We start from the raw sequence: 23,412 nt of genomic DNA, 5'->3' as shown, positions 1-23,412 counted from the left end.
CGACCCTGACCAATGAGAGAGCTTCAGTAGTCAGTCTGCTTTGGTTAACCTGGCTACGCAGTTGACCTTTGAAATACATCGCAATCGTTATTGATCTGGCATTTTGCCCCATTGTCAAGAGTGCGTCCAGTTTGTGCGTGTTACAGGAGGTTAACGACAGTTACGAAGCATTTCATGCTAGTTTCAGACAAGTTCAGACATCTGTACTTGTTCCGGAGGCTGTCAGCAGTTTTGTCAGCTTTTGATGCAGCTGCAAGGCGGTGATTTCACCCTGGGATTTTAGTGCAGGCAACTCACTCCCACTGGCATCAAAAAATAGCATGGCGGGTGGTCCAAACAGTTGATGCTGGTTGAGGAACTGTTGGTGTTCCAGCGTGTTATCGGTGATATCCAGCTTGATCAGGGCTATTCTGGCCAACTGATCAGTGACCAGCGGGTCTGGGAACACGGTCCGCTCAATGATTTTGCAGGATATGCACCAGTCAGCATAGATATCCACCAGGGCTGGCTGGTTGTTCAGGGCTGCGTCTGCCAGCAGATTATTCAGTTCATTCACTGTTGTTACGGTCTTGAAGAGGGCACTCTCTGTCTGTTCAGTGGTGCTTTCTATTGCAGTGCTGCTTTTACCCAATAACGGATTCAATGGGTCACTGTTGCCCATGGCGGCACCAATAATCAGGCAGGTTCCATAGATCAGACAGAGTATGCCGACGGTCTGTTGGAGCTTCTGGTGCGCTTCTTTCAGATTGGTGTGAAGAGCGCCCAGGAACACGGCACTGCCAATTAGCAAAGCACCCCATAGGAAGAGCGTGACTGATGGAGCAATAATCCGTTCCAGCATCCAGATGGCGACGCCCAGAAGTAATACGCCAAAGAGTGAGCGAACACCGTTCATCCAGGCCCCGGACTTTGGCAACCAGTGCCTTCCGCCTAACGCCAGGACAAATAAGGGAATACCCATGCCCAGACCCAGGGCAAACAGTGTCAGCCCACCAAACAGGGTATCACCGGTTGAGCTGATATAGATCAGTGCACCGGCCAGGGGTGCCGAGACACACGGGGAAACCACCAGTGCAGACAACAACCCCATCACGGCAGCCCCCGACAAGCTGCCTGAATTTTGCTGGCTGCCACTGAGTTTGTCCCGAACCCGGGCGGGCAGCTGTAACTCGTAAAGGCCAAACATACTCAGGGCCAGCAGCACAAAGAGTATTGCCATAGGGATCAGCAGCCATGGGGACTGGAGCTTTGCCTGAAGGTTGAGACTGGCACCAAACAGCCCCATTAATGTACCGGCAATGGCAAAGGTGGCTGACATGGTGAGTATATAGGTCATCGTCAGGGCAATGGTCCGGGTTTTGCTTTGTGCCCTGGTTCCCAGGATCAGGCTGGACAGTATCGGGAACATCGGCAGAACACAGGGCGTCAGGCTAAGGCCAATACCCGCCAGGACAAAAAGGAGTAGCGCAATCGGCAGACTGTTCTGTTCCAGCTGCTGCTGAAAGGTGTTCCCGGAGTCTGATGTCGGCGTAAGGGTAACACTGGCTGAAACGGGCGAATCACTGACTTGGGTAATCACCAATGGAATAACAACTTTATGGGGTGGATAACACAATCCGGCCCTGGCACAGCCCTGAAAGCCGATTTCCAGTTCCGGCAGGTTGCCTGAATGGCTGGCAGGAACTTTGATAACCAGGTTTTCACTGAATACTTCCAGTTCTTTGTTGTAATAAGGGTCAAAAATCGCTTCACCGGCAGGATAGTCAGCTGCACCCAGTGTTGAGATATCGGTTACCGGCGTAAAGGTGAAACGGTGCTTATAAAGGTAGTGCTCTGGTTTTACAGCAACATTAATGATCGCCGAACCCTGCTCAAATCGCCCGGTGAATTGAAAGGCTTCTTCGACTGGAAGAAAACCCTGGTTTTTGCTGGGTTCTGCCCCGAATAACTGGCTCAGATTGGCCTGAGCAGATATTGAGATTAACAGACCCAGAAAAAGGGGCCAGATCAGGCGGAGTCGGCATTTTGGCATATAAGCTGCTGTTTATAATGGTGAATACTAGGTATTGTGCAGTGATATACCAGAGATGCAAGTAGGAGCGGGGTTGCAGAGAAAAGAAAACAGCAGAAATGAGTGGAAAAGCTCAGGTCGAAACCTGAGCTATAAGAAAAATCAGCCTTTATAGTTGGCGGCAGACTTCTTGATGACTTCCAGGGCCGCTTCGGAACCTTCCCAGCCATCAATCTTGACCCACTTGCCAGGCTCAAGATCTTTATAGTTTTCAAAGAAGTGTTCAATCTGCTGGAGCAGCAGGGCTGGCAGATCTGTGTATTCTTTAACGTCTTTGTAGAGCGTGGAGAGTTTGTCGTGAGGAACGGCAATCAGCTTCTCGTCACGGCCACTTTCGTCAGACATGTTCAGCATGCCGACAGGACGGCAGCGAATAACTGAGCCCGGGATAACCGGGTAGGGTGTTACTACCAGAACGTCCAGAGGGTCGCCATCGTCAGCCAGGGTCTGGTTGATGTAACCGTAGTTGGCTGGGTAGAACATTGGGGTTGCCATAAAGCGGTCAACCAGGATGGCATCCATATCCTTGTCAACTTCGTACTTGATTGGCGAAGCATTGGCAGGGATTTCGATAATGACGTAGATGTCTTCTGGCAGACTTTTACCAGCAGGAACAGATGAGTAGCTCATTGACAGTCAATCTCTGTGTGAGGTCAGTTTGAAATTGCCGCGTATTATATAGAGTTTGTTACGCTCTTTTCCACTTGTAAGGGGTATCCCTCCCGGTAACCCGGGAGTGCAGCCTGGTCTGGCCTGCTGGTATTGAATATTTCCGGCTGCTTATGCTCAGCTATCTGCTTGATTGAGAGCTAAAATTAATTCATTGTCAGTTTGAGCTGGATTCATAAGCCAAAGGAGGTGATTGTGAGATCGATAACTGTTGAAGATTGCATGACCCCCAAAGTTGTTACCGTTTCTCCGGATATTCAAGTTGCTGAAGCCATCCGTATTCTGCTGCAACACAATATTACGGCAGCACCGGTAGTCGATAATGAAGGGACGCTTATCGGGATTCTTTCAGAATCAGACTGCCTCGAAGGGACATTGAATGGCAGCTATTTTTCCCAGGATGCAGGATTGGTGCGTGATTATATGACCAGTCAGGTGGTCACCGCTGACCCGCAGGAAGATATTATCACTGTTTATCAGCGATTTATGACCGATAAGGCTTACCGTGTTCCGGTTGTTGCTGATGGAAACCTAGTGGGCATACTCAGTCCCAAAGATTTGATGTCTGCAGTTCTCGAATTTTATGAGCGTCCGGTGGGTTCTACTTAACTGACTTGCCAAACCAGATGATTCATTGATTGTCTTGATTTATTAAATGAAATACCTGCTATTAGGGTCATTACTTTAATTTATATTTTTAATTAAGAATTTTTTTTAATTCCCTTTGTTTATTAATTTTGCTTTTCATTCATCAGCTAGACTTTTTCTTTATAGATTGGATATTTTTGAAAAGGAATTTGCATGGGCGGCACAATTACTCCTCCTGCGGGCAGTCATCCGTCATCACCACTTAATGGTTCGTCCTCAGAGCCTGAGTCTGGAAAAGAGGGGACGATGGTTACTCCTTATGGTTCTCGAAAAGTGAAGGCCTCCAAAGTGGACAAAGGAGACCCCTCTGTCCGGGGTGAAAAAGCGCCTGATTCCGTAGCTCACCCTCCGGGGGAGAGAACGGTTAAACCTCAACAGGACTCATTGCCATCTTTAAATGCAGTTTCTGATAAGGCTGAAGATGGTCCTGGACCAAATCTTGATTCTACTGAAGCGGGATTATCGAAGTCTCATTTACCTGACAGAACATCTGTAGATAACAACCTGCCAAACAATGAAGAATCACGTTCATTTCCAAGGACTCACGGCTCTGGTGTTAAAGAGGGTTTTTATGATGATCCATTAGAACCTGAATACCATGAAGAAATCTTATCACCGGTTGACGAAGATGAAATTATATCGGTAACCACTGAGTTTGCAGAAGAGCCTCGTAATGTCAGGACACATGAAATGTCCCCAAGGCATGATACCAGCAGGTTGTTTGGGCCTGACTTTGGCACAGCAGTGGGACAGATTGTCAGAGAAAACAGAGATCCTGAGCATTCTGAAAGTAAGCTTCCGGCTCGTATTAAACCGCTTGCGGCTCATAGTAAAACGTCATCGATGGATGATGAATCGGACGTTGCCAGCGTTTCGATCGAAGGCGGTGGTCTTGATGATGATCCAGCCGTTAGGAGTGGTGGTTCAGTCACTATTGAAGGAGGGGGGGATAAAACCAGCAAAAAGTTATTTCAGCGAGTATTGGGTGCAATTAACAAATTGTTGAATGTGGTCAAAAATAACCCGCTATGGGCTGGATTTGTGATTTGCAGCGCCATTTTTCTTATCACTCTCATGGTAGGACAACCTTATGCAGCGATGTTTTTTGCAATTTGTGCCCTGGCTTTTCTGGGCGTGGCTTTGGGGGTAACAGCGTATAATATTAGTAAACCGCAGAATCCATCACAGAGTAATAGTGGTCATAACCAGAATCCACCTAGTCCACAAAATCCACAGAATCAACAGAGTTCACAGAATTCTCCGGAAGACAGAACACAGACTGACCCAGAGACATCAACCACCAGAACTGAATCTGGCTCAAGCCCACACCCAGGTCCCGGTGGCAGGGATGACAGGCCGGCGATAACAGAATCACGGCGACCCCCTGTCAGTAATGGCAGAAGTGAGCCACCCGTCACAGGAGGCAGGGCCTCCAATGCGGCAACGCAAACGGTGGAGGGAGCAAATACCAACGATCTTGCAAAAAATCTTGAAAAATTCACACAATTGATCAACGAAAACTTCAGTCCATTCTCAAGTAAGGTTCATGCTCCGGAACAATGGAAGAAGAACTCTCAGGAACCGGACAGAAAAGTTGATAGAGAAACCTTAGAAAAGGTATCGACTGCTGCAGTAGGCCTTATCGACCAGTTTCGCCATATTAAGGACCATAGAGATAGCAAAGGTTCTGATATTTTTCAATATGCCAGGCTGTCTGAGGTTGAAAAGCAAACGAATCAGCTGATGGATTTAATAGAGCCAACAGATGCGTTTATTGAACAATTGACGAATACAGTTTATATGCAATTCGCTGACCCAAAGCTTTCCCCTGATCCAAATGCTTCACCACTGAGCATTGGTGATACGCGCAGACGACTGGAAAATTTTGCTAATAAAGATATGAAGGGAGTCGAGTTTTTTGATCTGTTGGTTGAGTTTGTCCGGGCGGCAAAAGCTTATAGAAAAGGTAGAATGATGTATGGAGATAAAGCCGGTCCTGATGCTGAATCAGTCCCTTTATCTGTAAAAACTCCGATGTCCGCTCCAAAAGATGATTTGGATGATGAGTTACCAGAATAAGCGGATAAACGGCATGAATAAGTAGTGAAAAAAACCGAGCTAAAAGTCATTGTCGTAATTTTATATATAAATGATTTTTTGAATTTCTTTTTATAAAAAGAAATCGACCAATGTGTAATTGGCAAGAACGTTGTTTCATAACCTAAAGTTAAAGAAGCGACTTAACGGATATTCAAAATGACAGGGAGTCACTAATGAGTACCTCCATTGGCGGTGTGGATTCTTCCAGTAGCGAATCTGGAGAAAACCCCAAAACCGTTACCTTGAATGATGGCAGGATTAATTCACTCCGGGCTGCCGGCTATACCGATGCCCAGATTGAAGCCTTGTTATCAATGGCTGACCCGGATGATCAGGGTAACTCGCTAACCCCCACCCACTTTTACTCGGTTAATAAGCAGACACTGAACTCGCTTAGATATACGGGACAGCTTGATGAAGCGTCACAGAAGCTGGTCTATTTACAGGCACCTGTTGCCATGGTTCAGGAGGTCAGTAATCCGGCGAACTGGAATGGTGATAATTATATAGGTCCCGGAGCGTCACAAATTAATGCGTATCTGATGGGCGAACCAGTGGATTTCACCAAGCCCAGCCTGGATGCCTTGATTATGGGCGTGCTGACGGCCCGGGCGGATATTCTCCAGACACAACTGGAAGATCAAATAGAATCCATCAACCAGAAAAATGATTTGCTGGAAGAAGCTAATGCGTATCTGGCAAAAGCGAAGGAAAAAAAGGCTGCGGCAGGAACGTCAGGCTCTTCCTTAATGACAAAGGACATGGTTGATTTCTGGAAACAGATGGGTGCTCAGACTGACCGAAGCGGTAATGATGATACTCACAATGCTGCCGAGTGGGATGCCAATATCGAGCATTTGAAATCAAAAATTGAGTCACTGACCAGTCAATCACAATTGCAAACCACCAAGCTTCAACAGACTATCAATAAATACAACCAGACGTTTGAAATGCTCTCTAATTTTATCAACAAGTACTTCCAGTCCATAAGTACTATCATTCAAAATATGCGTTAACTCATGGAGGAGTCACAGGTGAATAATGAAGATCTGAATTATGAAGGTGCAGAACTTGAAGACAAGCTCATGAATTTCTTCGGTGAGGGGGGAACCTTCAAAGATTTGAAAAACTTGAGTGATGATGCCATGGAAGCAATATACTCAGTTGCCTACAACCTTTATCAGGGTGGAAAGTACGAAGAAGCAACGAAAGTTTTTCAATTTTTGTGTTTTTATGATCATTTCAATCGTAAATACTTTCTTGGACTAGGTGCCTGTCAACAAATGCAGAAACAATACGACAGCGCCATCGAGATCTTCTCATTTGCTACTCTTCTGGATTCTGATGATCCCCGACCAATGATGTATATCGGCGATTGTCATTTAGCGAAAGGCGACAGGGAAAAAGCTCAGATTTCCTATGAGACTTCCATTGATTGGGCTGGCGACAGCCCGGAATATGCCAAGGATCTGGAACGTGCCAAAAATATGCTGGAAAATCTAAAATAGACCAGGGAGTAAGCAGAATGGATGGTATCCAACAAGGGGCTTATCCGGCGGGTCAGATACCTCAACAGGCGGATATAGACCCATCACTCCGGCAACAACAGACCGATCAGGTTGAAAAAGAAAAAGTCAGTCGTGGTTATTCGGAGCAAAACACGGTATCGATGAATCAGGTTCAGGAGAATATTGCTCCTCCCATTAAGCCGCAGCACAGTCTGGATGTTCCTGCGAAAGGTTCAGATTCTCCTTCTGGAAAAGTCCTCAAGGAGATCTCTGTTTTTTCCGAAATCCAGAAGTTGAGTAAAACGAACCCTGAAGCGGTAAAGCTTGGTCTGGCTTCTGAGGCAATGATCGAACAAGGTGGTTCGGACTATTTGGCGCTGGTCACTGGTGATCTGAAAGCCTTCGCTGAAGGGCCTGGCGGGCGGCCAAATCCACTGGCTGGTCATATCAGTTCTATGCAGAGCAACAAGGACCAACTGTTGTCCATGGGGTACAGTAAAGAGCTGGTTGATGGAATGCTTAAATTAGCCGACCCGAAAGATCCGGATAATTCCCTGAGGGCCATGCATTCATTCTCTGCCCAGGTGGGTGGCAAACTTGCTGGTGATAACTCGCTTGGACAGCTGGGTGATCTTTTTGCCGATACTTTCAACAAAGTTGCCAACCTGAAAGGAGGGCCCGCAGACCTTCAAAAAGAATTGCAAGCTGAACTGAAGGCTTTTACTTCAACATTCCTGGATTCAAATAAAACGCTTGATGTGGATACTGCAACTCAAATGCTGATGCAAATCCAGACCAAGTTGCAGGACAGCCGTCTGGTATTCAACCAGGAAAGCATCAAAATTAATGAGCAAAAGCGACAGCAGATTTCAGAAAAACGGTTGGCAAAGATTGCCGAATCGATTGAAAAAGCAGAAGAAGCCAAAGAGTCGGGGGCGATCGCTAAAATATTCGGTTATATAGCCGTCGCTCTCATGGCTGTCGTTATGGTTGTTATGTTTGCTACGGGTGTTGGTTCGCCAGTAGCCATGGGGCTCATGGCCGCATGTCTGGCTCTGACCGTGATGATGACTGTTTCTTCCGAAACCGGTGACTGGATGAACAAGGGAGTTGCCGCGATCTTCGAGGCATTTGGTGCGGATGAAGACAAGGCCATGATTGGCGCGATGGTGTTCTGGTCGTCCTTGATTCTGGTGATGAGTCTTGGTGGTGCGTTTGCCGGTGGGGGGGCCAGTGCTGCGGCTACAGCCGCGAACGCAACTTCCCAGGGTACCGCTGCGGCGGCGGGTGGTGCATCCAGTGCCGCGACAGTCACAGCCTCGGCAACAACGACGGCGGCAACAGCGACAGCCAAGACAGCCAAGATGGCAGCGGTCACCGCTCGCTGTACCCAGGCTGCCAAAGCTGCCGGTGGGGCTGCCATGATTGCCGATGGTACGGCCGGTGCTTACACTACCACCCTGAATTATGACGCAGATATGCTAAGAGCCGAGGCGAAAGAGCTGTATGCCTGGATGCTGGCCAATCAGCATGCCATCGATAACATAACTGAGGATATCCAAAAGGTTATCGAGGATATGCAGCAGGTATGGCAAGTCATGACCAGCATGATGAAAGACAACCACGATACGATGACCAAGCTCAATAGCTCTCTCAAAGGATAATAAATAATAGTTGCTTTACCCTTAACACTGATACATGGAGGTAACTCATGGCCGAGGGAATTTCTGGTGCAGACCGGGCGGCACACAGTGCAAATATGCAGATGCTTCTTGAAAAACCAGCGACATCTGACGCAAAGAAAGCGGCAATCAAGAAAGGCGATATTGACTTTCAGCAAGAGAGCGTTCGTCTTGCCTCAACCAAACACGCTAAATCCGAGGTTTTGAACGACCTTAACAAAGCAGGTCAACAGGCCAAGCCGTCACTGGCCACGCCCGATGATCTGTCACCGAATCAAATGACCAATGCCAGTAAAACCCTGGCCACTTTGTCCAAGTCCACCGACGAGGCCATGGAGTCAACCAAACAGCTGTTCAATAATATTCAGAATGGCACGGTGACCAAAGGAGAAACCGCAAAGCTGAAATCACAGGCCGCGGTTCTTGATGATGCCGCTTCGCACATGCAGTTGCTTTCCGGCAAAGGGGTGGAAACCTCTGCAGGAAAGCGGCAGGTGCTGGCCGGTATGGGCGGCTTTCAGAAGACTCAGCTGGATAACCTGGAAAAGCTGTCAACCTCTAAAGATATCCAGACGTTTCTTGCCGACCAGCATGGAGGGGCAAAAGGTCTGGACCAGAAAACGGCTATCCTGAGATCCCTGGGCTTTACTGACAGCCAGATCAAAACGATGATCTCTCTTGCGCCGCCGGATACTGACGGCAGTCGTCTGGATATGATGCGCTCAGCAGGCTCTGATACCAAGGCCGTTCTGCAGGCGCTGGGGTTTGGTGCCGATACGGCCAAAGGGCTGGCAGCACTATTGAACGGCAAACTTGGTCAGCTTGGCAGTGCAGAGCAAAAGCAGCTCCTGGCCAAAATGGGCTTTGGCCAGGAGGAAATACAGGTCATTCTGCAAGCCAGCAATCCAATTTCATTAAAGAACCAGTCTGCCCTGATGCGTAATGCTCCCCAGGGACTTTCACAATTTCTAATGAACAGCAGCAAGGGATTGAACCTGCTTGCTGCTGGCGAATCCTTTGCGGATATGAAAATGCTTGAGCAGATGGTGGATATCTTTGCCGTGATGGAGCTTCTGTTCAAGATGAGTGCCAACCAGCGTGCTGCCTCAAGGGAGTCTCGTTCCATTGAGCAGCAGGCGGCAAAATCTGAGATTCTCAACCAGGCAGAAGAAATGAAGAATGCAGCCCTGATGACCGCCATTGGTGGCTGGGTCAGTGCTGGTACCAAGATCATTTCCGGTGGTATCCAGGTTGGTATGTCAGCTAAAGCCGGTGGACTGGACCAGGCGAATATGCAACGGCAGGTAGCGATTGGTAATGGTCTTTCCCAGATGACCGCTGCAAGCGGTGATATGATCAAGGCTGGTACAGACTACCAGGCAGGCATGCATCAGGCCCAGGGCAAATTACACGAGGCAAACCAGAGAATGCATGATTCTGCTGCACAGTCTGATAGCGAGTTTATGAACCTCCATCAGGATATGGTGAAAACGGTGATCAGCAAGATGGATGAGATCATCCGCTCATGGTTTGAAACACTCAAATCGACAACAAGAGCCTGATCACAGGTCAATCTGAGCTTGATGACACAATCAAAGGACGTGGTTTATAAGATGTAGCCAACCCTGCGGGTTGGCTTTTTCTTGCACAGAGGGAAAGCATGGGTAATCCACTTGGAGGAATACAAGCCTCAGCAGCGGTGCAGCAGATGCAGGCTCCCGGTGCGGCTGGCGAGAGCGCAGCTGGCAAGGCTGGGAAACTATCAACCGGGCAGGGGGTAGAAGCCTCCCATAAACCATCAATGCTTTCCACTGCCGATGCTGCGGAAGAACTTACCAGTTTGTTGGCTAAGTTCAAGAATCCAAAAGACATTGAAGCCGATAAGGGTAAATCGGCAAGTGCGCGGCAGCTTGAATTAATTGAAAAAATCAAGAATGTTGAAGAAGTTCCTGAAACACAGGATTTCAAAAGACGCTTTCCTAAACAATCAAAAGAGGATTATCGACAAGAAGACTATCTTAAAGGGGCCAAAGAAGAGTTCAAGGACCCTTACCACCAGTATCTTGCGCTTTATGAGATCGCTGTTGATTTAAAAGCCGATCCTGACGCCCTGCCTAAAGATGAAATTTTTAAAGCCATTGAAGCGCTTGAAAACGAGCATCCTCAATATATTGAGATTGGCAGAGAGATCTCAAACGCTGCCGGTAAACTGGCCGAGGACTACCATCCCGGTAAAACCCCGGATGAAGTTCGTTCGCAGTTATATGGTCATGTCAAGGATCATAAATCCCTCGGTGCAGCATTTAAAGACCTGACTAATAACCAGGGTGGGGTGGATGCAGATCCGGACAATAACCAGGTGGCGACTGGTTTTGAGAACTCAGTCGATAGAAGGCTCAGGTTTTTGAGTGGTGAGTTGAATTCCATGACATCCAAAACGGAAGACACCCACCTGCGCTCAGTGATTAATGATATGACGACCTTGAAAAGGCTGGTGGGTATCCATGATAGCTGTATGGAAACACAAGGGCAGATGAGAAGGCCACCGGTGAGGATTGGGCGATTTGATGGCCAGCAATATATGACCAATGTTCTGGATTTGCTGGATCAACAGTTTGTTTCAGGAAGTGACTTTACCAATTTAATTAAGAAAATGGGGTTGAGTGAGAAGCCCGTTGAAGTCAGAACGGCTTTCATGAATAAGACTGCGAAATTGATTAGTGAGATTCCGGAAGAAATTTTTGCCAATGAACAAATTAAAGAAAGCCTGGCTCAAGCAATCCTGGAAGTACAGGATAATCTGGTTTTGGAAGAAGAAGGCGCTGTAAAGACGGATGAAAATTATGGCAAGGGTGGAGAAACCGAAATCTCGGAAGATGCGTTAAAAGGTTTTCTTGGTTCAAACAGCATTATTGATGATTTGGGCCGTGAATTCAAAGGGGCTCAGGAACCAGATAATCCGTTTATGGCATCCACTGGTGTTCCCACTCTTGGAGCTGGAACGACGCAGCCTGAGCCTGCGGCACAGGGTGAAACGTCAACGACAGCAACTAATGCCACCGTTGACCCGGCAACAGCCACCTCCCCTGAGGTGACTGCCAAAGGAGGAGCCAATGGGGCAACCGAGGTGACGGCAAAGGGCAGCTTTGATGGGCTTTCCGATCAAGAGCTCATACAGAAACAGGATGAGTTACTGGATAAGGCCCGGGGTTTGCATCAACGCAAGGATACCAACTTTGTTTTTGACTGCTCATTAACTGCATTGCAGCATGCAGAAGAGAATGGTGTTGATATTATTGATGCGCTGAAAGATGTCGCCAGCCAACGGGGTAAAGCCTTTGCCAAAGATCTTAAAGTGGCTATTACACCCGAAGGGGAGGGCAAAGAACTGCAGCTTATTCCGCCAGATACCAAAGCGCTGGGAGAGTGGGTGAAAACTCATCCTGGTCAAAGTGTGAATGATCTGGTTCGTACGGCAATGGAAGTATTGAAAGAGGATCGTGGTCCGGATTTAGATCTTGAGCAGTTAGAAAACAATCTTGCCAGCCTTAAATCAACCATTGCTGAAATAGATTCGAAAATAAAGAAAAGGCCATCTAAATCCTTTAGAGACAGTGTGTCTCCTCACCTTAAAGAAGGTCCCTTCAGTGCTCGTTTGAAGTCGTTCTTTAAGCATCCGTTTGACCCAATTAGTGAGCCGAAAACACGTCCGCTGGGTACTGATATCTTTGACCGGATGGAATACTCCCACACCTTCAGCATCAGGGCTGAGGAGAAAAGCCTGTCTGTTGAGTCAACCTGGGATGAGTCTGATGGTCAGGATGTTGCGGAGGGGATGCAGGTCGAGGCAACCCTGGATGCAACGGGAAATCAGGAGGTAGATGATGGAATGACGGTTGAAGCAACATTTGAGACTGACAATGCTTCAGCTCAGTCAACTCCTGCCAGGGGAACCGCAGCATTTATTGCCGCTAAGGTTCAAGGGCAAGTGGAAGGGGAGTCATATGGTGATATTGGTGATGTCCTTAAAGATATCCAGTCAATGGCAGGGGATAAGGCTCAGTTAGAACAGTTACTTGGTTATATGGAACAAGCAAAAGAATCACAAATTGAAATACCTCTACTGGGTGGTAATGAAACAAAGATCGAGACGTACATCCAGTCACTGGTTGATCTTCAGGGGGCTCCGCGGATGAATCCGGGAGGATATGAACCACCAGCGGGTGAAGTGAAAAGTTAAGGAGGACGAATGGATTGGCGTAATAGCGTAGTCTCTGAATTTGCTGAGGCCATGGGCATCAAGGGGTTCGATTTCGGTGATACCGGCGTAGCATGCTTTGAAATTGAGGGTGCCGGATCCTTTTATATGGAACAAAAGGAAGAGGGCGTTTTGATGTATCTGGCCCGGGAGATAGACCCCTTTAACAGTCTGCCCGTTTTAGAAAGTGCACTGGCAGAGTGCCATTACAAAAAGAGCTTTCCTTATCCCTTACAGGTAGGCCTTCAAGAAAATCAACTGGTTATCTGTTTGTTTGTTGATGATTCTGATTTCAACCGCCCCAGTGTGGAGCGCGCTATGCAGTTTTTGATGAACAAGGCAGATGAGCTAAAATTGTAAGATAAAAATATTAAAAAACTGTTTTTAAACAGATAAGAGGATTTGAAGTACCTCAACCAATCAATAATGAATAGAGGTTACTATCATGGCGGACAATATTATCAAGACAGGTAATCTGGCGGATAAAGCGCTGGAAAAAACTCAGGAAGGCTTTGCCAATCCGAATCAACCAGAAGATGGGGCGGCAGGCCGTTTCGCCCAGCTGGTTTCGCCAGATGGAGCCTCTCAGGCGGCGAACGTTAAACCTATTGACGTGGCAGCTAATCCGGATGCTCCGGCCCTGACGCTGGGAGATAAGGTGCTTCAGGGAATGCAGGGTCTCAGGAATCATGTGGAAGGCAGGGCTGACCTGGTCAAGCAGCACCTGGCACCCGGTGAGGCGATGGGGATGAAGGATATGTTCAAAACTCAAATGGCTATGACCAATCTGATGATTACCGAAGACTATATCGGGAAGATTGTCAGTAAAAGTACTCAGACATTCGATACGCTGTTACGCAACCAGTAATTTTTTCTTATCTGTAAGCTGAAGGAAAATAAGGTGATTTTTCTTCAGCTATCATCATTGCCCCTCTCTTTTAAAACTATACTCGGTAAATCATAATTTTTCTTCGCAACTGGCCGTTAAATGTATGAGTAATTATATTTTAACGTGCATAAGGTTGGCTCGTCATGAAACAGGGGTTTGTCCAGAGCTTTAAGGTTACATTACTGTGTCTCATCGGTGTTTTATTGCTGGGGTGTAAAGTCGAGCTTTATTCCGGGCTTGATGAAAAAGAAGGTAATGAAATGCTTGCCATCCTTCTTGATAATGACATTCCCACTGAGAAGCTGGTGGATAAAGACAAAATTGTCACCATCATGGTGGAAAGCGGTAATGTTGCAAGATCTATCAAGATTTTGAGCAGTCTTGGTTTTCCGAAAGAAAAATACTCGTCGATCGGTGATATTTTTCCTAAAGATGGTCTGATTTCTTCCCCGACAGAAGAGCGGGCCCGTTATACCTATTCCATGTCACAGGAGCTTTCGTCCACACTGTCGATGATTGATGGTGTCGTGACTGCCCGTGTTCATGTGGTATTGCCCCAGGAGCAGGATAGCCTGACGGATGTCAACTACCCCTCATCAGCTTCAGTGTTTATCAAGTATACCCCTGAGCTGGAACTGGCGGGTCTGGTGCCGAAAGTAAAAACTCTGGTGGCAAACAGTATAGAGGGGCTTTCCCTGGAGAAGATCGCTGTTTCCCTGTTCCCGGCAACCCGCCTGAACTCTGGCAATTTTGACAGTCCATCAACAGAGACGGTGCTGTTTGTCGATGTTACTCCCGGTTCTGCTGGGGTTATTCGCATCGTTGTCTACGCTTTGATTCTCTTGCTGTTATTGGCCTTGGGAGCCGGTGGCTATTTCTTCTGGATGATGGAACAGAAGAAAAAGTCGAAGAAAAAAAAGGGTGATCGTAAATAGCGGATGATTTGCTCAAGACTACAATTATTTGTCGGACAGTGCATGCACCGTTCAATGGTGACTCATTGGAGTGTATGGGGTTGGAGTGAAATGACCAATGAACAGTAACAATGTTTTTCAGGAATATAATGGAACAAGCCTGTTCAATCATATGGTTGAGTTTAACTTCTTTCCTGTTCGTTATGTGCATGCTAGCTGGCTTAAATCGGATAAACATTTCAAGTTACTGAAATCGCTTCAGACCAGTGAGCCTGCACAATTTAGTCTGTCAAACTACCTTCTGAGCAAGTTTGGCATCGCCAAGCAGTTTGATTATGACTTTGATCGCCCGGATAAAAGGATAGTATTTGCCAGTGCCGAAGAAATTGAACAGTTGGCTTTGTACATCGGGCTGATTCTCAACGAAGCCACTGTTCGGTCAGTGATTCGTCGTGATGAGCGTAAGGCGCTGGAGAAATGCCTGGGCGAAGAGGCCTACCGCTTTACCGTGAAAAAAGCGCAGTTTATCAGCCGTGCTTCAGAAAAAAATGGCCCCGGTGTACTCATTGACTGGAAACACCTGGATCGATTTAAAGCATTTCTGGAACTCAATGGCCGACAGGTTATTGCCACAGCGTTTTCTGATTTGCCCGGAGCCTTTCGGCAACGGTTGATATTAAAAATGCCCAGCAGCTGGAAAAAGACCTTGAGTTCACCAGGTGCCGGGGGACTGGACAAAGCCCAGTGTGTGAAGTTACTGGTAAAAACTCATAAAGAGGTGAATCGACAGTGGCGGCACCTGTTATCCTGAATAATGTCCAGCTGGAGCTGGATCCAACCTGCAAAGTGCTCAAGGCAGATGACTATGTTGTTTATCTTGAAGCCCAGGAAATTATTAAGGCAGCCCGGGAGCAGGCTGCCGGTATTACTGAGGAAGCCCGCCAGGCCTATGAGCAGGAAAAAAAACGCGGGTATCAGGAAGGTTTGGCGGAAAGTAAGGCTGAGCAGACAGATCACATGTTGAAAGTGGTCAGCAGGACGATCAATTATCTTTCAGATATTGAAAATACCCTTGCGAATATCCTGCTTTCCGGTGTGAAAAAAATCATCGGTGAATTCGATCAGGAAGAGTTGGCCATAAGCCTGGTTAAAAATGCCCTGCAACATGTCAGAAATGAGAAACATGTCACCATCCGTGTGCCATCCGCTCAGTACAGTGCTGTTCAGTCGCGCCTGAATACCATTCTGGCAGAGTATAAAGGCGTTGGTTTTATTGATCTTGTGGCTGATCCCCGGCTCTCATCCGGTGATTGTATTATGGAGAGTGAAATCGGCGTTGTTGATGCCAGTGTTGATGTTCAGTTACGGGCATTACAGAAGCGGTTTGACAGTCTCCAATCATTAGCTGCGCGCAGTCGTGAGGCCGACATAGCTGACAAGGCTGAATAGCGAGTGCTCTGCAGATTTTCAGAGTACCCAGGCAGCTGTTGTTGGAAGAAGCCGCTGAGATAAGCAGTATTTACCTCCGTTTGAGGCTTACCTTGTCCAGCAGGACATAATCAGGCAGGTATCTCCATTAAATTCCCCTATCTTTATCACTGAAATTTATATTCAGTAAAGGTACTTGCTTATGTCTGAATCCAGTCGTTCCACCGTAATTGGCAGTGCGTTAATTTTGTCAGGAACGGCCATCGGTGCGGGCATGCTTGCTTTGCCGCTGGTATCAGCCAGTACCGGGTTGATGCCGGTTATGATTATTTTTGCGGTGACGGCATTCTTTGCGGTTATCTCTGCCCTTTATGCCTTTGAGGCCAATGTCGCTATCAAGCCTGGCTGTAATTTGTATACCATGGCCAGCAGAACATTAGGGCGGATGGGGAAGGTGCTCTCTGCCATTGCCCCTCTCGGGCTTTTTTACGCATTGATGTCCGCCTACTTTGCCGGGGGCGGATCGTTACTGGCGCAGTACGCTCAATCAGTGGTTCCCGGAGCTTCCTCTCAGCTGTGCGTGATGTTTTTTGCCCTGATTGCCGGTGCCTTTGTTTATTACAGCACCCGGGCAGTGGATCTTGTTAACCGTATCTTTTTCACCCTGATGATCGTTACTTTTATTCTTGCCCTGATGTCACTGGCACCTTTGGTGCGTTATGAGAGCATGATACATACGGCGAGGGTTGAGTATTTATCGGTTCTGGCGGCACTGCCGGTGATATTTACTTCGTTCGGTTATCATGGTGGCATTCCCAGCATTATCATTTATCAAAAGAAGCAGCTGCAGCATATTCCCCTTATTTTTCTGTTAGCGACCCTGATCCCGCTGGTGGTTTATATCTTGTGGCTGGTGGCGGTGATGGGGGTATTGCCCGAAGGCTTATTACTGCAAATCAGTCAGTCAACCGGGGCAACGGCTCATTTAATTTCAGCATTAAGCAGTGATAAAGATGTACACACTATTCTGTACCTGTTTTCTGATCTGGCCTTATTGACATCCGTGTTGGGCGTTGCCCTTGGGCTGTTTGATTATCTTGCCAACTTATTACAAAGGGCGGATACCCGCATCCATCGGCTGCAGACCGCCCTGGTGACCTTTATCCCACCGGTTATTATTGCCATTATGTTTCCGGATGGTTTTGTCGCCGCCCTGGGTTATGCAGCAGTTGCTCTGGCTATTCTGGCTATCCTTTTGCCTACGGCAATGGTCTATGTACTAAGAAAGCAACCGGCCTATGAAAACCGGTTTCGGGCACCCGGGGGAACGGTTTTGATGTCAACCTGTTTTGTATTTGGCTGTGTCATCATTGTGTCTCAATTTATTTCGAGGCTATAGGCTTTTTGCGTAAGTTGATAATTAAAAGTGAACCTTTGTTAATTAAACAATAAATCTGCATACCCTAAAGTTTAAGCGGTTGCTTATAGTGGTTGATCCTATTGATTTATATTGAAATTACGGTTTTTCCGAAATGTTGATTTATTTTTGTTTTATATCAATGGCTTTAATTTCAGGTTTATATAAACTTCAGTTCTAGATTTTTAACCCTTCTCTTATTATTCATTTTGGCCAGTTCGCTGGCTGTCTCTATTTGGGACTCTTCCCGGAGATGGTGGTGAACGGCGGTAGAGGTTTGCGTATGCAGGTCATAAAGGCTGATGTAGCCATTGTCGGTGCCGGAGGTGCCGGTCTTCGGGCTGCGATTGCCGTTGCCGAAAAAAATCCTGAGCTTAAAGTGGCATTGATTTCCAAAGTCTACCCTATGCGGAGTCATACGGTGGCTGCAGAAGGCGGTTCAGCCGGTGTCATTCAGGATCATGACTCTCTGGAAAACCACTTTGTTGACACGGTGGCCGGTGGTGACTGGCTCTGCGATCAGGATGTGGTGGATTACTTTGTGTCCCACGCCACTGAAGAGATGATCCGCCTGGAGCACTGGGGCTGCCCCTGGAACCGTAAGGACGACGGTGACGTAAACGTTCGTGCTTTTGGTGGTATGAAGATTGAGCGCACTTGGTTTGCTGCGGACAAATCTGGCTTCCACATGCTTCACACATTGTTCCAGACGTCCACCAAGTATCCATCCATTGAACGTTTCGATGAGTATTTTGCCACTGACCTGATCATGGAAGATGGCCGTGCCCAGGGCGTTGTTGCCATCGAAGTGAAAACCGGCGAACCAAAAGTATTCCTGGCGAAGTCAGTGGTGCTGGCAACAGGCGGCTCTGGTCGTATTTTCCGTTTTAACACCAATGGTGCCATTGTGACCGGTGACGGCCATGCCATGGCCCTGCGTGCTGGCGCACCGCTGCGTGATATGGAGTTTGTGCAGTACCACCCAACCGGTCTGCCAGGTTCTGGTGTGTTGATGACGGAAGGTTGTCGTGGTGAAGGCGGTATCCTGTTGAACAAGGATGGTTACCGTTACCTGCAGGATTATGGCCTGGGGCCAGAGACTCCGGTTGGTCAACCAAAGAACAAATACATGGAACTGGGCCCGCGTGACAAGCTGTCCCAGGCCTTCTGGCAGGAGCAGCGCAAGGGCCGCACCATTGAAACGCCACTGGGCGATGTGGTGCACCTGGACCTGCGTCACCTGGGCGAACAGAAGCTGATGGAGCGTCTGCCACTGATCTGTTCCCTGGCGAAAAACTACCTGGGGGTTGATCCGGTTCATCAGCCAATTCCGGTTCGTCCTGCGGTTCATTACACCATGGGTGGTGTCAGAGCGGACATCAACTGTGCCACCGATCTGGCCGGTCTGTTCGCTGCCGGTGAATGTGCCAGCGTCGGTATGCACGGGGCCAACCGTCTCGGTTCCAATTCTCTGGCAGAGACGGTGGTCTTCGGTAAGGTTGCCGGTGAAAGTGCGGCGGATTTTGCCAGCCAGAACGTGATGTCTGATGAACGCAAATTGCTGGATCAGGCAAAAGCGCACCTGGCAGCTATCGAAAGCCTGCGCAATGCCAATGGTACTGAGAAAGCATCGCACCTGCGTCACGAAATGGTGAAAACCATGGAAGACAGCTTTGGTATTTACCGGGTGGGTGAAGAGATGCAGGCCGGTTTGGACAAGATCTCCGAACTGCGTGAGCGCTTCAAAAACGTCAAGGTGGAAGACAAGAGCAAGGTCTTCAATACCGAACTGCTGCAGGCCTTTGAACTGCAAAGCTCCCTGATGGTTGCTGAGTGTATGGCCCTTGGCGGTGTTGAACGTAAGGAGTCCCGTGGTGCGCACCAGCGTATTGATGGCTTCGAAGCCCGTGATGATGTCAACTTCCTGAAACACTCCGTCACCTTCTATAACGGTGATGCCAAGCCTCGTCTGGAATATGAAGACGTGAATGTAACCCGCTTCCAGCCAGAAGAGCGCGTCTATGGCGCGGCGGCTGAGAAAAACGGCGAAGGGAAGTAAGGAGGCCCCATGAGTGATAAAACCTTAACCATCGAGATTCTGCGTTATAACCCGGAAACCGATGACAAGCCGACATTTGGCACTTTCACTATTCCTTATGTGGAAGCCTGGTCCATGCTGGATGCCCTTGAGCATATCAAGGATGAACTGGATTCCAGCCTGGCTTACCGCTGGTCCTGCCGTATGGCGGTGTGTGGCAGCTGTGGCATGGTGATCAACGGTACACCAAAGCTCGGCTGCGAAACCTTCCTGCGGGATTACTATCCGAACCCCATTCGGGTTGAGCCACTGGCTAACTTCCCGATTGAAAAGGATCTGGTGATTGACTCAGAAGACTTCATCAAGAAACTGGAGTCAGTGAAACCCTACATCATCAATGCGATGGAGAAGCCGGTTGAGGAAGGGGTGAATAAGCAGACGCCTCAGCAGCTGGGCCTTTATAAGCAGTTCTCCATGTGCATTAACTGCATGCTCTGCTACTCCGCGTGTCCACAGATGGGCTTGAACCCACTGTTTACCGGGCCTGCGGTGATTGCCCTGGGCCACCGTTATAACCTGGACAGCCGTGATGATGGCTATGAACAGCGTACCGAAGTGATTCAGGGCAAGAATGGTGTCTGGTCCTGTACCTTTGTGGGTTACTGTTCTGAGGTTTGTCCAAAGAATGTTGACCCGGCCGCTGCCATCAACCAGAACAAACTGCAGGGTTCTCAGGATTGGGCGCTCTCTTTCCTGATGCCACGTAAAGGAGACAAGTGATGAGTCGTCGCCCCTATGTGCGTCCCATGAAGCGCACCTGGTATATGGATCATCCCTTCTACCGCCAGTACATGATCCGGGAATCCTCCTGTGTATTTGATGGCCTCTATGCCATCAACCTGTTTGTCGGTCTGATGCAGCTGGTCAAGGGTGAGGCCGCCTGGAATAGCTGGCTTGCCTTCCAGGCCAACCCGTTAATGATTCTGTTTACCGTGGTTACCCTGGGTCTGACTATTTACCATGCCGTCACCTATTTCGATATGACGCCTCGCGTTCTGCCACAGCAGATTCGTAAAATGGTAAAAGACAGTGTGGTTAACAAATTGATGTACGTTGGCCTGGCAGTGGTTTCTGCCATCATTCTGGCTGCGGCCACCATGGGACTTTGACGGGGATAGGAGAGGAAACATGAGTAATAAACGCCATATTGAACCTCTGTTGTGGAGTCTGTTTGGGGCTGGTGGCACCACTATCGCCTTTTTCTTTCCGGCCATTATTTTTGTGGTTGGTCTGGGCGTACCGCTGGAAATTATTCCGGCAGAAGCGCTCTCTTATGAGCGAATGTCTGCGTTCTTTCTGGAGAGCTGGATTGGCAAGCTGGCGCTGATGGTGGCTTTGGTGCCTTCTTACTGGGCCTGTATTCACCGTATTTACCACGGTGCTCACGATCTGGGTTTCCACCCGGGGGGTGGGGTAAAAATGGCCTGTTATGGTGGTACGTTGATTCTCAGCCTGGCAACCATTGCTTTATTGCTGGTCTGATCAGGTTGTATCAAGGGGCTGAGTAAGCCCCTTTTTTTGGCATAAAAAACTAGGAAGTTTGTTCAGAGCGTTGGCTTTTTTCCTGAAGATAATTTTGCTCGATTCGCCTTTGATTGCGTGCCTGAGTGATTTTTTCCGCTAATGTTGGGTCTTTTGTCAGTAGCTCTTCCTGCTCGAACATCACTTGATTGATCTGCTCGTGAATTTTCTGGGTGATGCTATTGACCATTTGATTACGATTCGCCGCGGTTAGCGAGTGTGTCTGAATAAAGCTGTCCACCGCCATTCTGATCATGGACCCCAGCGGGCTGTCATGTTCATCGGACTTTTGCAGAATAAGATCGAGACTGCCCAGGTTTTCGAGTGTCATGGTCTGAGTCCTCCGGTCAGGGCACCAGCGGCTCTATTTGCATAGAGGCCCGCAAAGTGAATGCCTATTTCCTGATGAATCTTTTCGGGCAGAGCACTGACTTTTTTTATTTCGGCCAGAACTTTTTCCAGTTGATCCGTTGTTTTACAAGCAAGAATTGCGGGCAGAACACCACCCCATTGGCCTTGTTCTGTCAGTGCTTTGATCATTTCCAGATGATCAGGTGATAAAGACTCAACCTGACGTTGGCCAACGGCCAGATTGCTGGTTGCATTAGCAGTTCTGTCCGATTGGGGAGTCGCCCTGGTTTCACTGACCTCGCGTCCTCTATGACTGGCTTTGTTATTAGCAGGGGAGGGACCCTCTTGTACAGGTATATAAGACGTCTGGTTGTCGCCAGTTATTTTTGGAGGCATCTTTTCCATCCCCGGTTTGCCATCATAGAATGTTTTGTAAGTTTTTTGCCTTGTTTACGAGTAAGATAATTTATCGGCGGCTTCAGCTTTATTTCTAACGGAAGCTGCCAGTTTATCCGGGAGAGTCTGCATGCAGAAAATAGTGGTGGTGACCGGCGTTAGCCGGGGGCTGGGTCTGGAACTGTGCCGTCAATATCTTGCACAGGGTGCCAAGGTTTACGGTTGTTGCCGTTCTCCGGAACAGTCGCAGAAACTGCTGGAGCTGAAACGCAGTGCTGGCTACCAGTTTGAGCTGGTTCCCCTGGATATTACCCAGCCCGGAATGATCCATAACCTGCAGTATGTGATTGAAGAGCCCGTTGATATCCTGATCAATAATGCCGGAATTTATGGCCCTTTCGGTCTGTCTTATGATGAGGTGACTGTTGATCCATGGATGGAAGTTTTGCGGGTTAATTCGGTGGCCCCGATGATGGTTACGCAGGCACTGGTGGAAAAAGTAGCCCAGAGTCATGAGAAAAAAATCATCATGATGTCCAGTAAAATGGGCAGTATGGGGGACAATCAGAAAGGCGGGAGTTATATCTATCGCTCTGCCAAAGCCGCATTGAATGCGGTGGCTAAAAGTCTGGCTATTGACCTTGCCGGGAAGGGTATCAGTGTTGGTGTATTGCATCCTGGCTGGGTTCAGACGGATATGGGGGGCGTTAATGCTCCGATTGATACGGAAACATCCATCAGGGGCGTTCGCAAGGTTATTGATCAACTTTCTTTGAAAAACAGTGGCCAGTTCATCAATTATGATGGATCAGTGATTCCCTGGTAAGTTGATTAACCGGTGAAATTTGCATGCAATCTATTGTTCAATCGCTACACTTTTTTGCCCGTTATGGCTTGAGCCTGACGGTTTTATTTCTATTGTCTGCTATCCCCTCTGAAATCACAGGCTTTTACCTCCAACAGTCTTTTGCTGGCAATAGCGAGGTAAGTGTCGGGTTTGCAGATCTGTTTGCATCAGTGTTGATAGAGCCGCTGGCCACGGGGGCGGCGATTTTCTTTATTGAGAGTCGCGATCAGGGTAAGAAGCTAAGCCTTTATGACAGTTTAATAAAGTCGGCGGGTATCTATTTTCCGTTGGCGACCAGCTACCTGGTCGTGTTTGTATTAGTCATGCTTGGGTTTAGCCTCTACCTGATACCGGGATTTTATCTGCTGTACAAACTAATGTTTGTGGAGTTTCGGGTTGCCCTTAAGGGGGAGCCTCCAGTGGAGGCTATTCAGGCAAGCTTTAATCAGACGAAGCAGCAGTGGTCCCTGTTATTACTGCCTTTTGCTGTACTGCTGTTCACTCTGCTGTTCTCACAATCCCTTATTAGCTATCTATTGATGAGCCCTGAGAATGTACTGTGGTTACAGGTTATTGGTGCTGGAGTAATACAATAAGTGCAACAGGCTGAAACTT

Annotated in this window: 23 protein-coding genes; 19 read left to right on the top strand and 4 right to left on the bottom strand. The window is 48.1% G+C overall.

Translation table 11 applies throughout. The annotated features are described in order from the left end of the window. Positions 1 to 193: 193 nt before the first annotated feature. A complete protein-coding gene (gene dsbD, locus CX664_RS06625; protein WP_101745974.1) occupies positions 194 to 2,032 on the bottom strand; it encodes a protein-disulfide reductase DsbD in 1,839 nt (612 codons plus the stop codon). Between the two features lie 141 nt (positions 2,033 to 2,173). Continuing rightward, a complete protein-coding gene (ppa, locus tag CX664_RS06620; protein ID WP_101745973.1) occupies positions 2,174 to 2,701 on the bottom strand; it encodes an inorganic diphosphatase in 528 nt (175 codons plus the stop codon). A gap of 234 nt (positions 2,702 to 2,935) precedes the next feature. Here ppa and CX664_RS06615 point away from each other — a divergent pair, with 234 nt between their 5' ends. The 17 genes from CX664_RS06615 to frdD all read left to right on the top strand — a co-directional run bounded on the left by CX664_RS06615 (position 2,936) and on the right by frdD (position 21,164). After that, entirely contained in the window at positions 2,936 to 3,349 is a 414-nt protein-coding gene (locus tag CX664_RS06615; protein WP_145999871.1) for a CBS domain-containing protein, read from the top strand. 192 nt (positions 3,350 to 3,541) lie between these two features. Then, positions 3,542 to 5,467 carry an FUSC family protein gene (locus tag CX664_RS06610; protein ID WP_145999870.1) on the top strand — a complete coding sequence of 642 codons (1,926 nt, stop codon included), beginning with the start codon at positions 3,542 to 3,544 and terminating at the stop codon, positions 5,465 to 5,467. A gap of 194 nt (positions 5,468 to 5,661) precedes the next feature. Continuing rightward, positions 5,662 to 6,504, top strand: coding sequence for a hypothetical protein (locus CX664_RS06605; RefSeq protein ID WP_101745970.1), 843 nt, complete (start codon positions 5,662 to 5,664; stop codon positions 6,502 to 6,504). Positions 6,505 to 6,522: 18 nt separating this feature from the next. Next, positions 6,523 to 6,996, top strand: a complete 474-nt coding sequence (locus CX664_RS06600; RefSeq protein ID WP_241693382.1) for a SycD/LcrH family type III secretion system chaperone — start codon at positions 6,523 to 6,525, stop codon at positions 6,994 to 6,996. A 17-nt stretch (positions 6,997 to 7,013) separates the two neighbouring features. Next, positions 7,014 to 8,660 carry a type III secretion system translocon subunit SseC family protein gene (sctE, locus tag CX664_RS06595; protein ID WP_101745968.1) on the top strand — a complete coding sequence of 549 codons (1,647 nt, stop codon included), beginning with the start codon at positions 7,014 to 7,016 and terminating at the stop codon, positions 8,658 to 8,660. 47 nt (positions 8,661 to 8,707) lie between these two features. Further along, the gene (locus CX664_RS06590; protein WP_101745967.1) at positions 8,708 to 10,240 is read left to right on the top strand and encodes a hypothetical protein; all 1,533 of its coding nucleotides are present in this window, start codon (positions 8,708 to 8,710) and stop codon (positions 10,238 to 10,240) included. A 98-nt stretch (positions 10,241 to 10,338) separates the two neighbouring features. After that, a complete protein-coding gene (locus CX664_RS06585) occupies positions 10,339 to 12,918 on the top strand; it encodes a TyeA family type III secretion system gatekeeper subunit (RefSeq protein WP_101745966.1) in 2,580 nt (859 codons plus the stop codon). 9 nt (positions 12,919 to 12,927) lie between these two features. Next, positions 12,928 to 13,296 (top strand): type III secretion system chaperone family protein, encoded by a 369-nt coding sequence (locus CX664_RS06580; protein WP_101745965.1) that lies wholly within the window; start codon positions 12,928 to 12,930, stop codon positions 13,294 to 13,296. An 85-nt stretch (positions 13,297 to 13,381) separates the two neighbouring features. Further along, positions 13,382 to 13,804 carry an EscI/YscI/HrpB family type III secretion system inner rod protein gene (locus CX664_RS06575; protein ID WP_101745964.1) on the top strand — a complete coding sequence of 141 codons (423 nt, stop codon included), beginning with the start codon at positions 13,382 to 13,384 and terminating at the stop codon, positions 13,802 to 13,804. Between the two features lie 164 nt (positions 13,805 to 13,968). Continuing rightward, positions 13,969 to 14,760, top strand: a complete 792-nt coding sequence (gene sctJ, locus CX664_RS06570; RefSeq protein ID WP_101745963.1) for a type III secretion system inner membrane ring lipoprotein SctJ — start codon at positions 13,969 to 13,971, stop codon at positions 14,758 to 14,760. Positions 14,761 to 14,857: 97 nt separating this feature from the next. After that, positions 14,858 to 15,550, top strand: a complete 693-nt coding sequence (locus CX664_RS06565) for a SctK family type III secretion system sorting platform protein (RefSeq protein ID WP_101745962.1) — start codon at positions 14,858 to 14,860, stop codon at positions 15,548 to 15,550. Continuing rightward, the gene (locus CX664_RS06560; RefSeq protein WP_101745961.1) at positions 15,529 to 16,188 is read left to right on the top strand and encodes an HrpE/YscL family type III secretion apparatus protein; all 660 of its coding nucleotides are present in this window, start codon (positions 15,529 to 15,531) and stop codon (positions 16,186 to 16,188) included. Before CX664_RS06565 ends, CX664_RS06560 begins: the two co-directional genes overlap by 22 nt. A 181-nt stretch (positions 16,189 to 16,369) precedes the next feature. Continuing rightward, positions 16,370 to 17,566, top strand: a complete 1,197-nt coding sequence (locus CX664_RS06555) for an amino acid permease (protein WP_101745960.1) — start codon at positions 16,370 to 16,372, stop codon at positions 17,564 to 17,566. A 301-nt stretch (positions 17,567 to 17,867) separates the two neighbouring features. Next, positions 17,868 to 19,643: a fumarate reductase (quinol) flavoprotein subunit gene (gene frdA / locus CX664_RS06550; protein WP_101745959.1), complete on the top strand. Its 1,776-nt coding sequence runs from the start codon at positions 17,868 to 17,870 to the stop codon at positions 19,641 to 19,643. Between the two features lie 9 nt (positions 19,644 to 19,652). Then, entirely contained in the window at positions 19,653 to 20,402 is a 750-nt protein-coding gene (locus tag CX664_RS06545; protein ID WP_101745958.1) for a succinate dehydrogenase/fumarate reductase iron-sulfur subunit, read from the top strand. Next, positions 20,402 to 20,791 carry a fumarate reductase subunit C gene (locus tag CX664_RS06540; protein ID WP_101745957.1) on the top strand — a complete coding sequence of 130 codons (390 nt, stop codon included), beginning with the start codon at positions 20,402 to 20,404 and terminating at the stop codon, positions 20,789 to 20,791. Before CX664_RS06545 ends, CX664_RS06540 begins: the two co-directional genes overlap by 1 nt. A 19-nt stretch (positions 20,792 to 20,810) precedes the next feature. Continuing rightward, the gene (gene frdD / locus CX664_RS06535; RefSeq protein WP_101745956.1) at positions 20,811 to 21,164 is read left to right on the top strand and encodes a fumarate reductase subunit FrdD; all 354 of its coding nucleotides are present in this window, start codon (positions 20,811 to 20,813) and stop codon (positions 21,162 to 21,164) included. 49 nt (positions 21,165 to 21,213) lie between these two features. Here the strand turns inward: frdD and CX664_RS06530 are convergent, their stop codons facing one another. Both CX664_RS06530 and CX664_RS06525 read right to left on the bottom strand, forming a co-directional pair. Further along, the gene (locus tag CX664_RS06530) at positions 21,214 to 21,534 is read right to left on the bottom strand and encodes a hypothetical protein (protein ID WP_101745955.1); all 321 of its coding nucleotides are present in this window, start codon (positions 21,532 to 21,534) and stop codon (positions 21,214 to 21,216) included. After that, positions 21,531 to 21,950, bottom strand: coding sequence for a CAP domain-containing protein (locus CX664_RS06525; RefSeq protein WP_145999869.1), 420 nt, complete (start codon positions 21,948 to 21,950; stop codon positions 21,531 to 21,533). Before CX664_RS06525 ends, CX664_RS06530 begins: the two co-directional genes overlap by 4 nt. 130 nt (positions 21,951 to 22,080) lie before the next feature. On the opposite strand from CX664_RS06525, the gene CX664_RS06520 reads away from it, so the two are divergent. Further along, complete coding sequence (locus CX664_RS06520; RefSeq protein WP_101745953.1) at positions 22,081 to 22,776, top strand: SDR family oxidoreductase; 696 nt, start codon at positions 22,081 to 22,083, stop codon at positions 22,774 to 22,776. A gap of 23 nt (positions 22,777 to 22,799) precedes the next feature. Further along, complete coding sequence (locus tag CX664_RS06515) at positions 22,800 to 23,393, top strand: hypothetical protein (RefSeq protein WP_101745952.1); 594 nt, start codon at positions 22,800 to 22,802, stop codon at positions 23,391 to 23,393. Positions 23,394 to 23,412 lie beyond the last annotated feature (19 nt).

The sequence above is a fragment of the Endozoicomonas acroporae genome (genome assembly GCF_002864045.1).
Taxonomy (GTDB): Bacteria; Pseudomonadota; Gammaproteobacteria; order Pseudomonadales; family Endozoicomonadaceae; genus Endozoicomonas; species Endozoicomonas acroporae.
Note: the sequence above shows the minus strand (reverse complement) of the source record. Positions and strands in the feature narration are given on the sequence as shown.

Coding starts and splice junctions, on each gene's coding strand:
- CX664_RS06605 (WP_101745970.1), top strand. CDS start 5,662: ATGAGTACCTCCATTGGCGGTGTGGATTCTTCCAGTAGCGAATCTGGA.
- CX664_RS06610 (WP_145999870.1), top strand. CDS start 3,542: ATGGGCGGCACAATTACTCCTCCTGCGGGCAGTCATCCGTCATCACCA.
- CX664_RS06590 (WP_101745967.1), top strand. CDS start 8,708: ATGGCCGAGGGAATTTCTGGTGCAGACCGGGCGGCACACAGTGCAAAT.
- CX664_RS06585 (WP_101745966.1), top strand. CDS start 10,339: ATGGGTAATCCACTTGGAGGAATACAAGCCTCAGCAGCGGTGCAGCAG.
- CX664_RS06525 (WP_145999869.1), bottom strand. CDS start 21,950: ATGCCTCCAAAAATAACTGGCGACAACCAGACGTCTTATATACCTGTA.
- frdD (WP_101745956.1), top strand. CDS start 20,811: ATGAGTAATAAACGCCATATTGAACCTCTGTTGTGGAGTCTGTTTGGG.
- CX664_RS06565 (WP_101745962.1), top strand. CDS start 14,858: ATGAACAGTAACAATGTTTTTCAGGAATATAATGGAACAAGCCTGTTC.
- CX664_RS06545 (WP_101745958.1), top strand. CDS start 19,653: ATGAGTGATAAAACCTTAACCATCGAGATTCTGCGTTATAACCCGGAA.
- ppa (WP_101745973.1), bottom strand. CDS start 2,701: ATGAGCTACTCATCTGTTCCTGCTGGTAAAAGTCTGCCAGAAGACATC.
- CX664_RS06520 (WP_101745953.1), top strand. CDS start 22,081: ATGCAGAAAATAGTGGTGGTGACCGGCGTTAGCCGGGGGCTGGGTCTG.
- CX664_RS06580 (WP_101745965.1), top strand. CDS start 12,928: ATGGATTGGCGTAATAGCGTAGTCTCTGAATTTGCTGAGGCCATGGGC.
- dsbD (WP_101745974.1), bottom strand. CDS start 2,032: ATGCCAAAATGCCGACTCCGCCTGATCTGGCCCCTTTTTCTGGGTCTG.
- CX664_RS06530 (WP_101745955.1), bottom strand. CDS start 21,534: ATGACACTCGAAAACCTGGGCAGTCTCGATCTTATTCTGCAAAAGTCC.
- CX664_RS06575 (WP_101745964.1), top strand. CDS start 13,382: ATGGCGGACAATATTATCAAGACAGGTAATCTGGCGGATAAAGCGCTG.
- CX664_RS06540 (WP_101745957.1), top strand. CDS start 20,402: ATGAGTCGTCGCCCCTATGTGCGTCCCATGAAGCGCACCTGGTATATG.
- sctJ (WP_101745963.1), top strand. CDS start 13,969: ATGAAACAGGGGTTTGTCCAGAGCTTTAAGGTTACATTACTGTGTCTC.
- CX664_RS06515 (WP_101745952.1), top strand. CDS start 22,800: ATGCAATCTATTGTTCAATCGCTACACTTTTTTGCCCGTTATGGCTTG.
- frdA (WP_101745959.1), top strand. CDS start 17,868: ATGCAGGTCATAAAGGCTGATGTAGCCATTGTCGGTGCCGGAGGTGCC.
- sctE (WP_101745968.1), top strand. CDS start 7,014: ATGGATGGTATCCAACAAGGGGCTTATCCGGCGGGTCAGATACCTCAA.
- CX664_RS06555 (WP_101745960.1), top strand. CDS start 16,370: ATGTCTGAATCCAGTCGTTCCACCGTAATTGGCAGTGCGTTAATTTTG.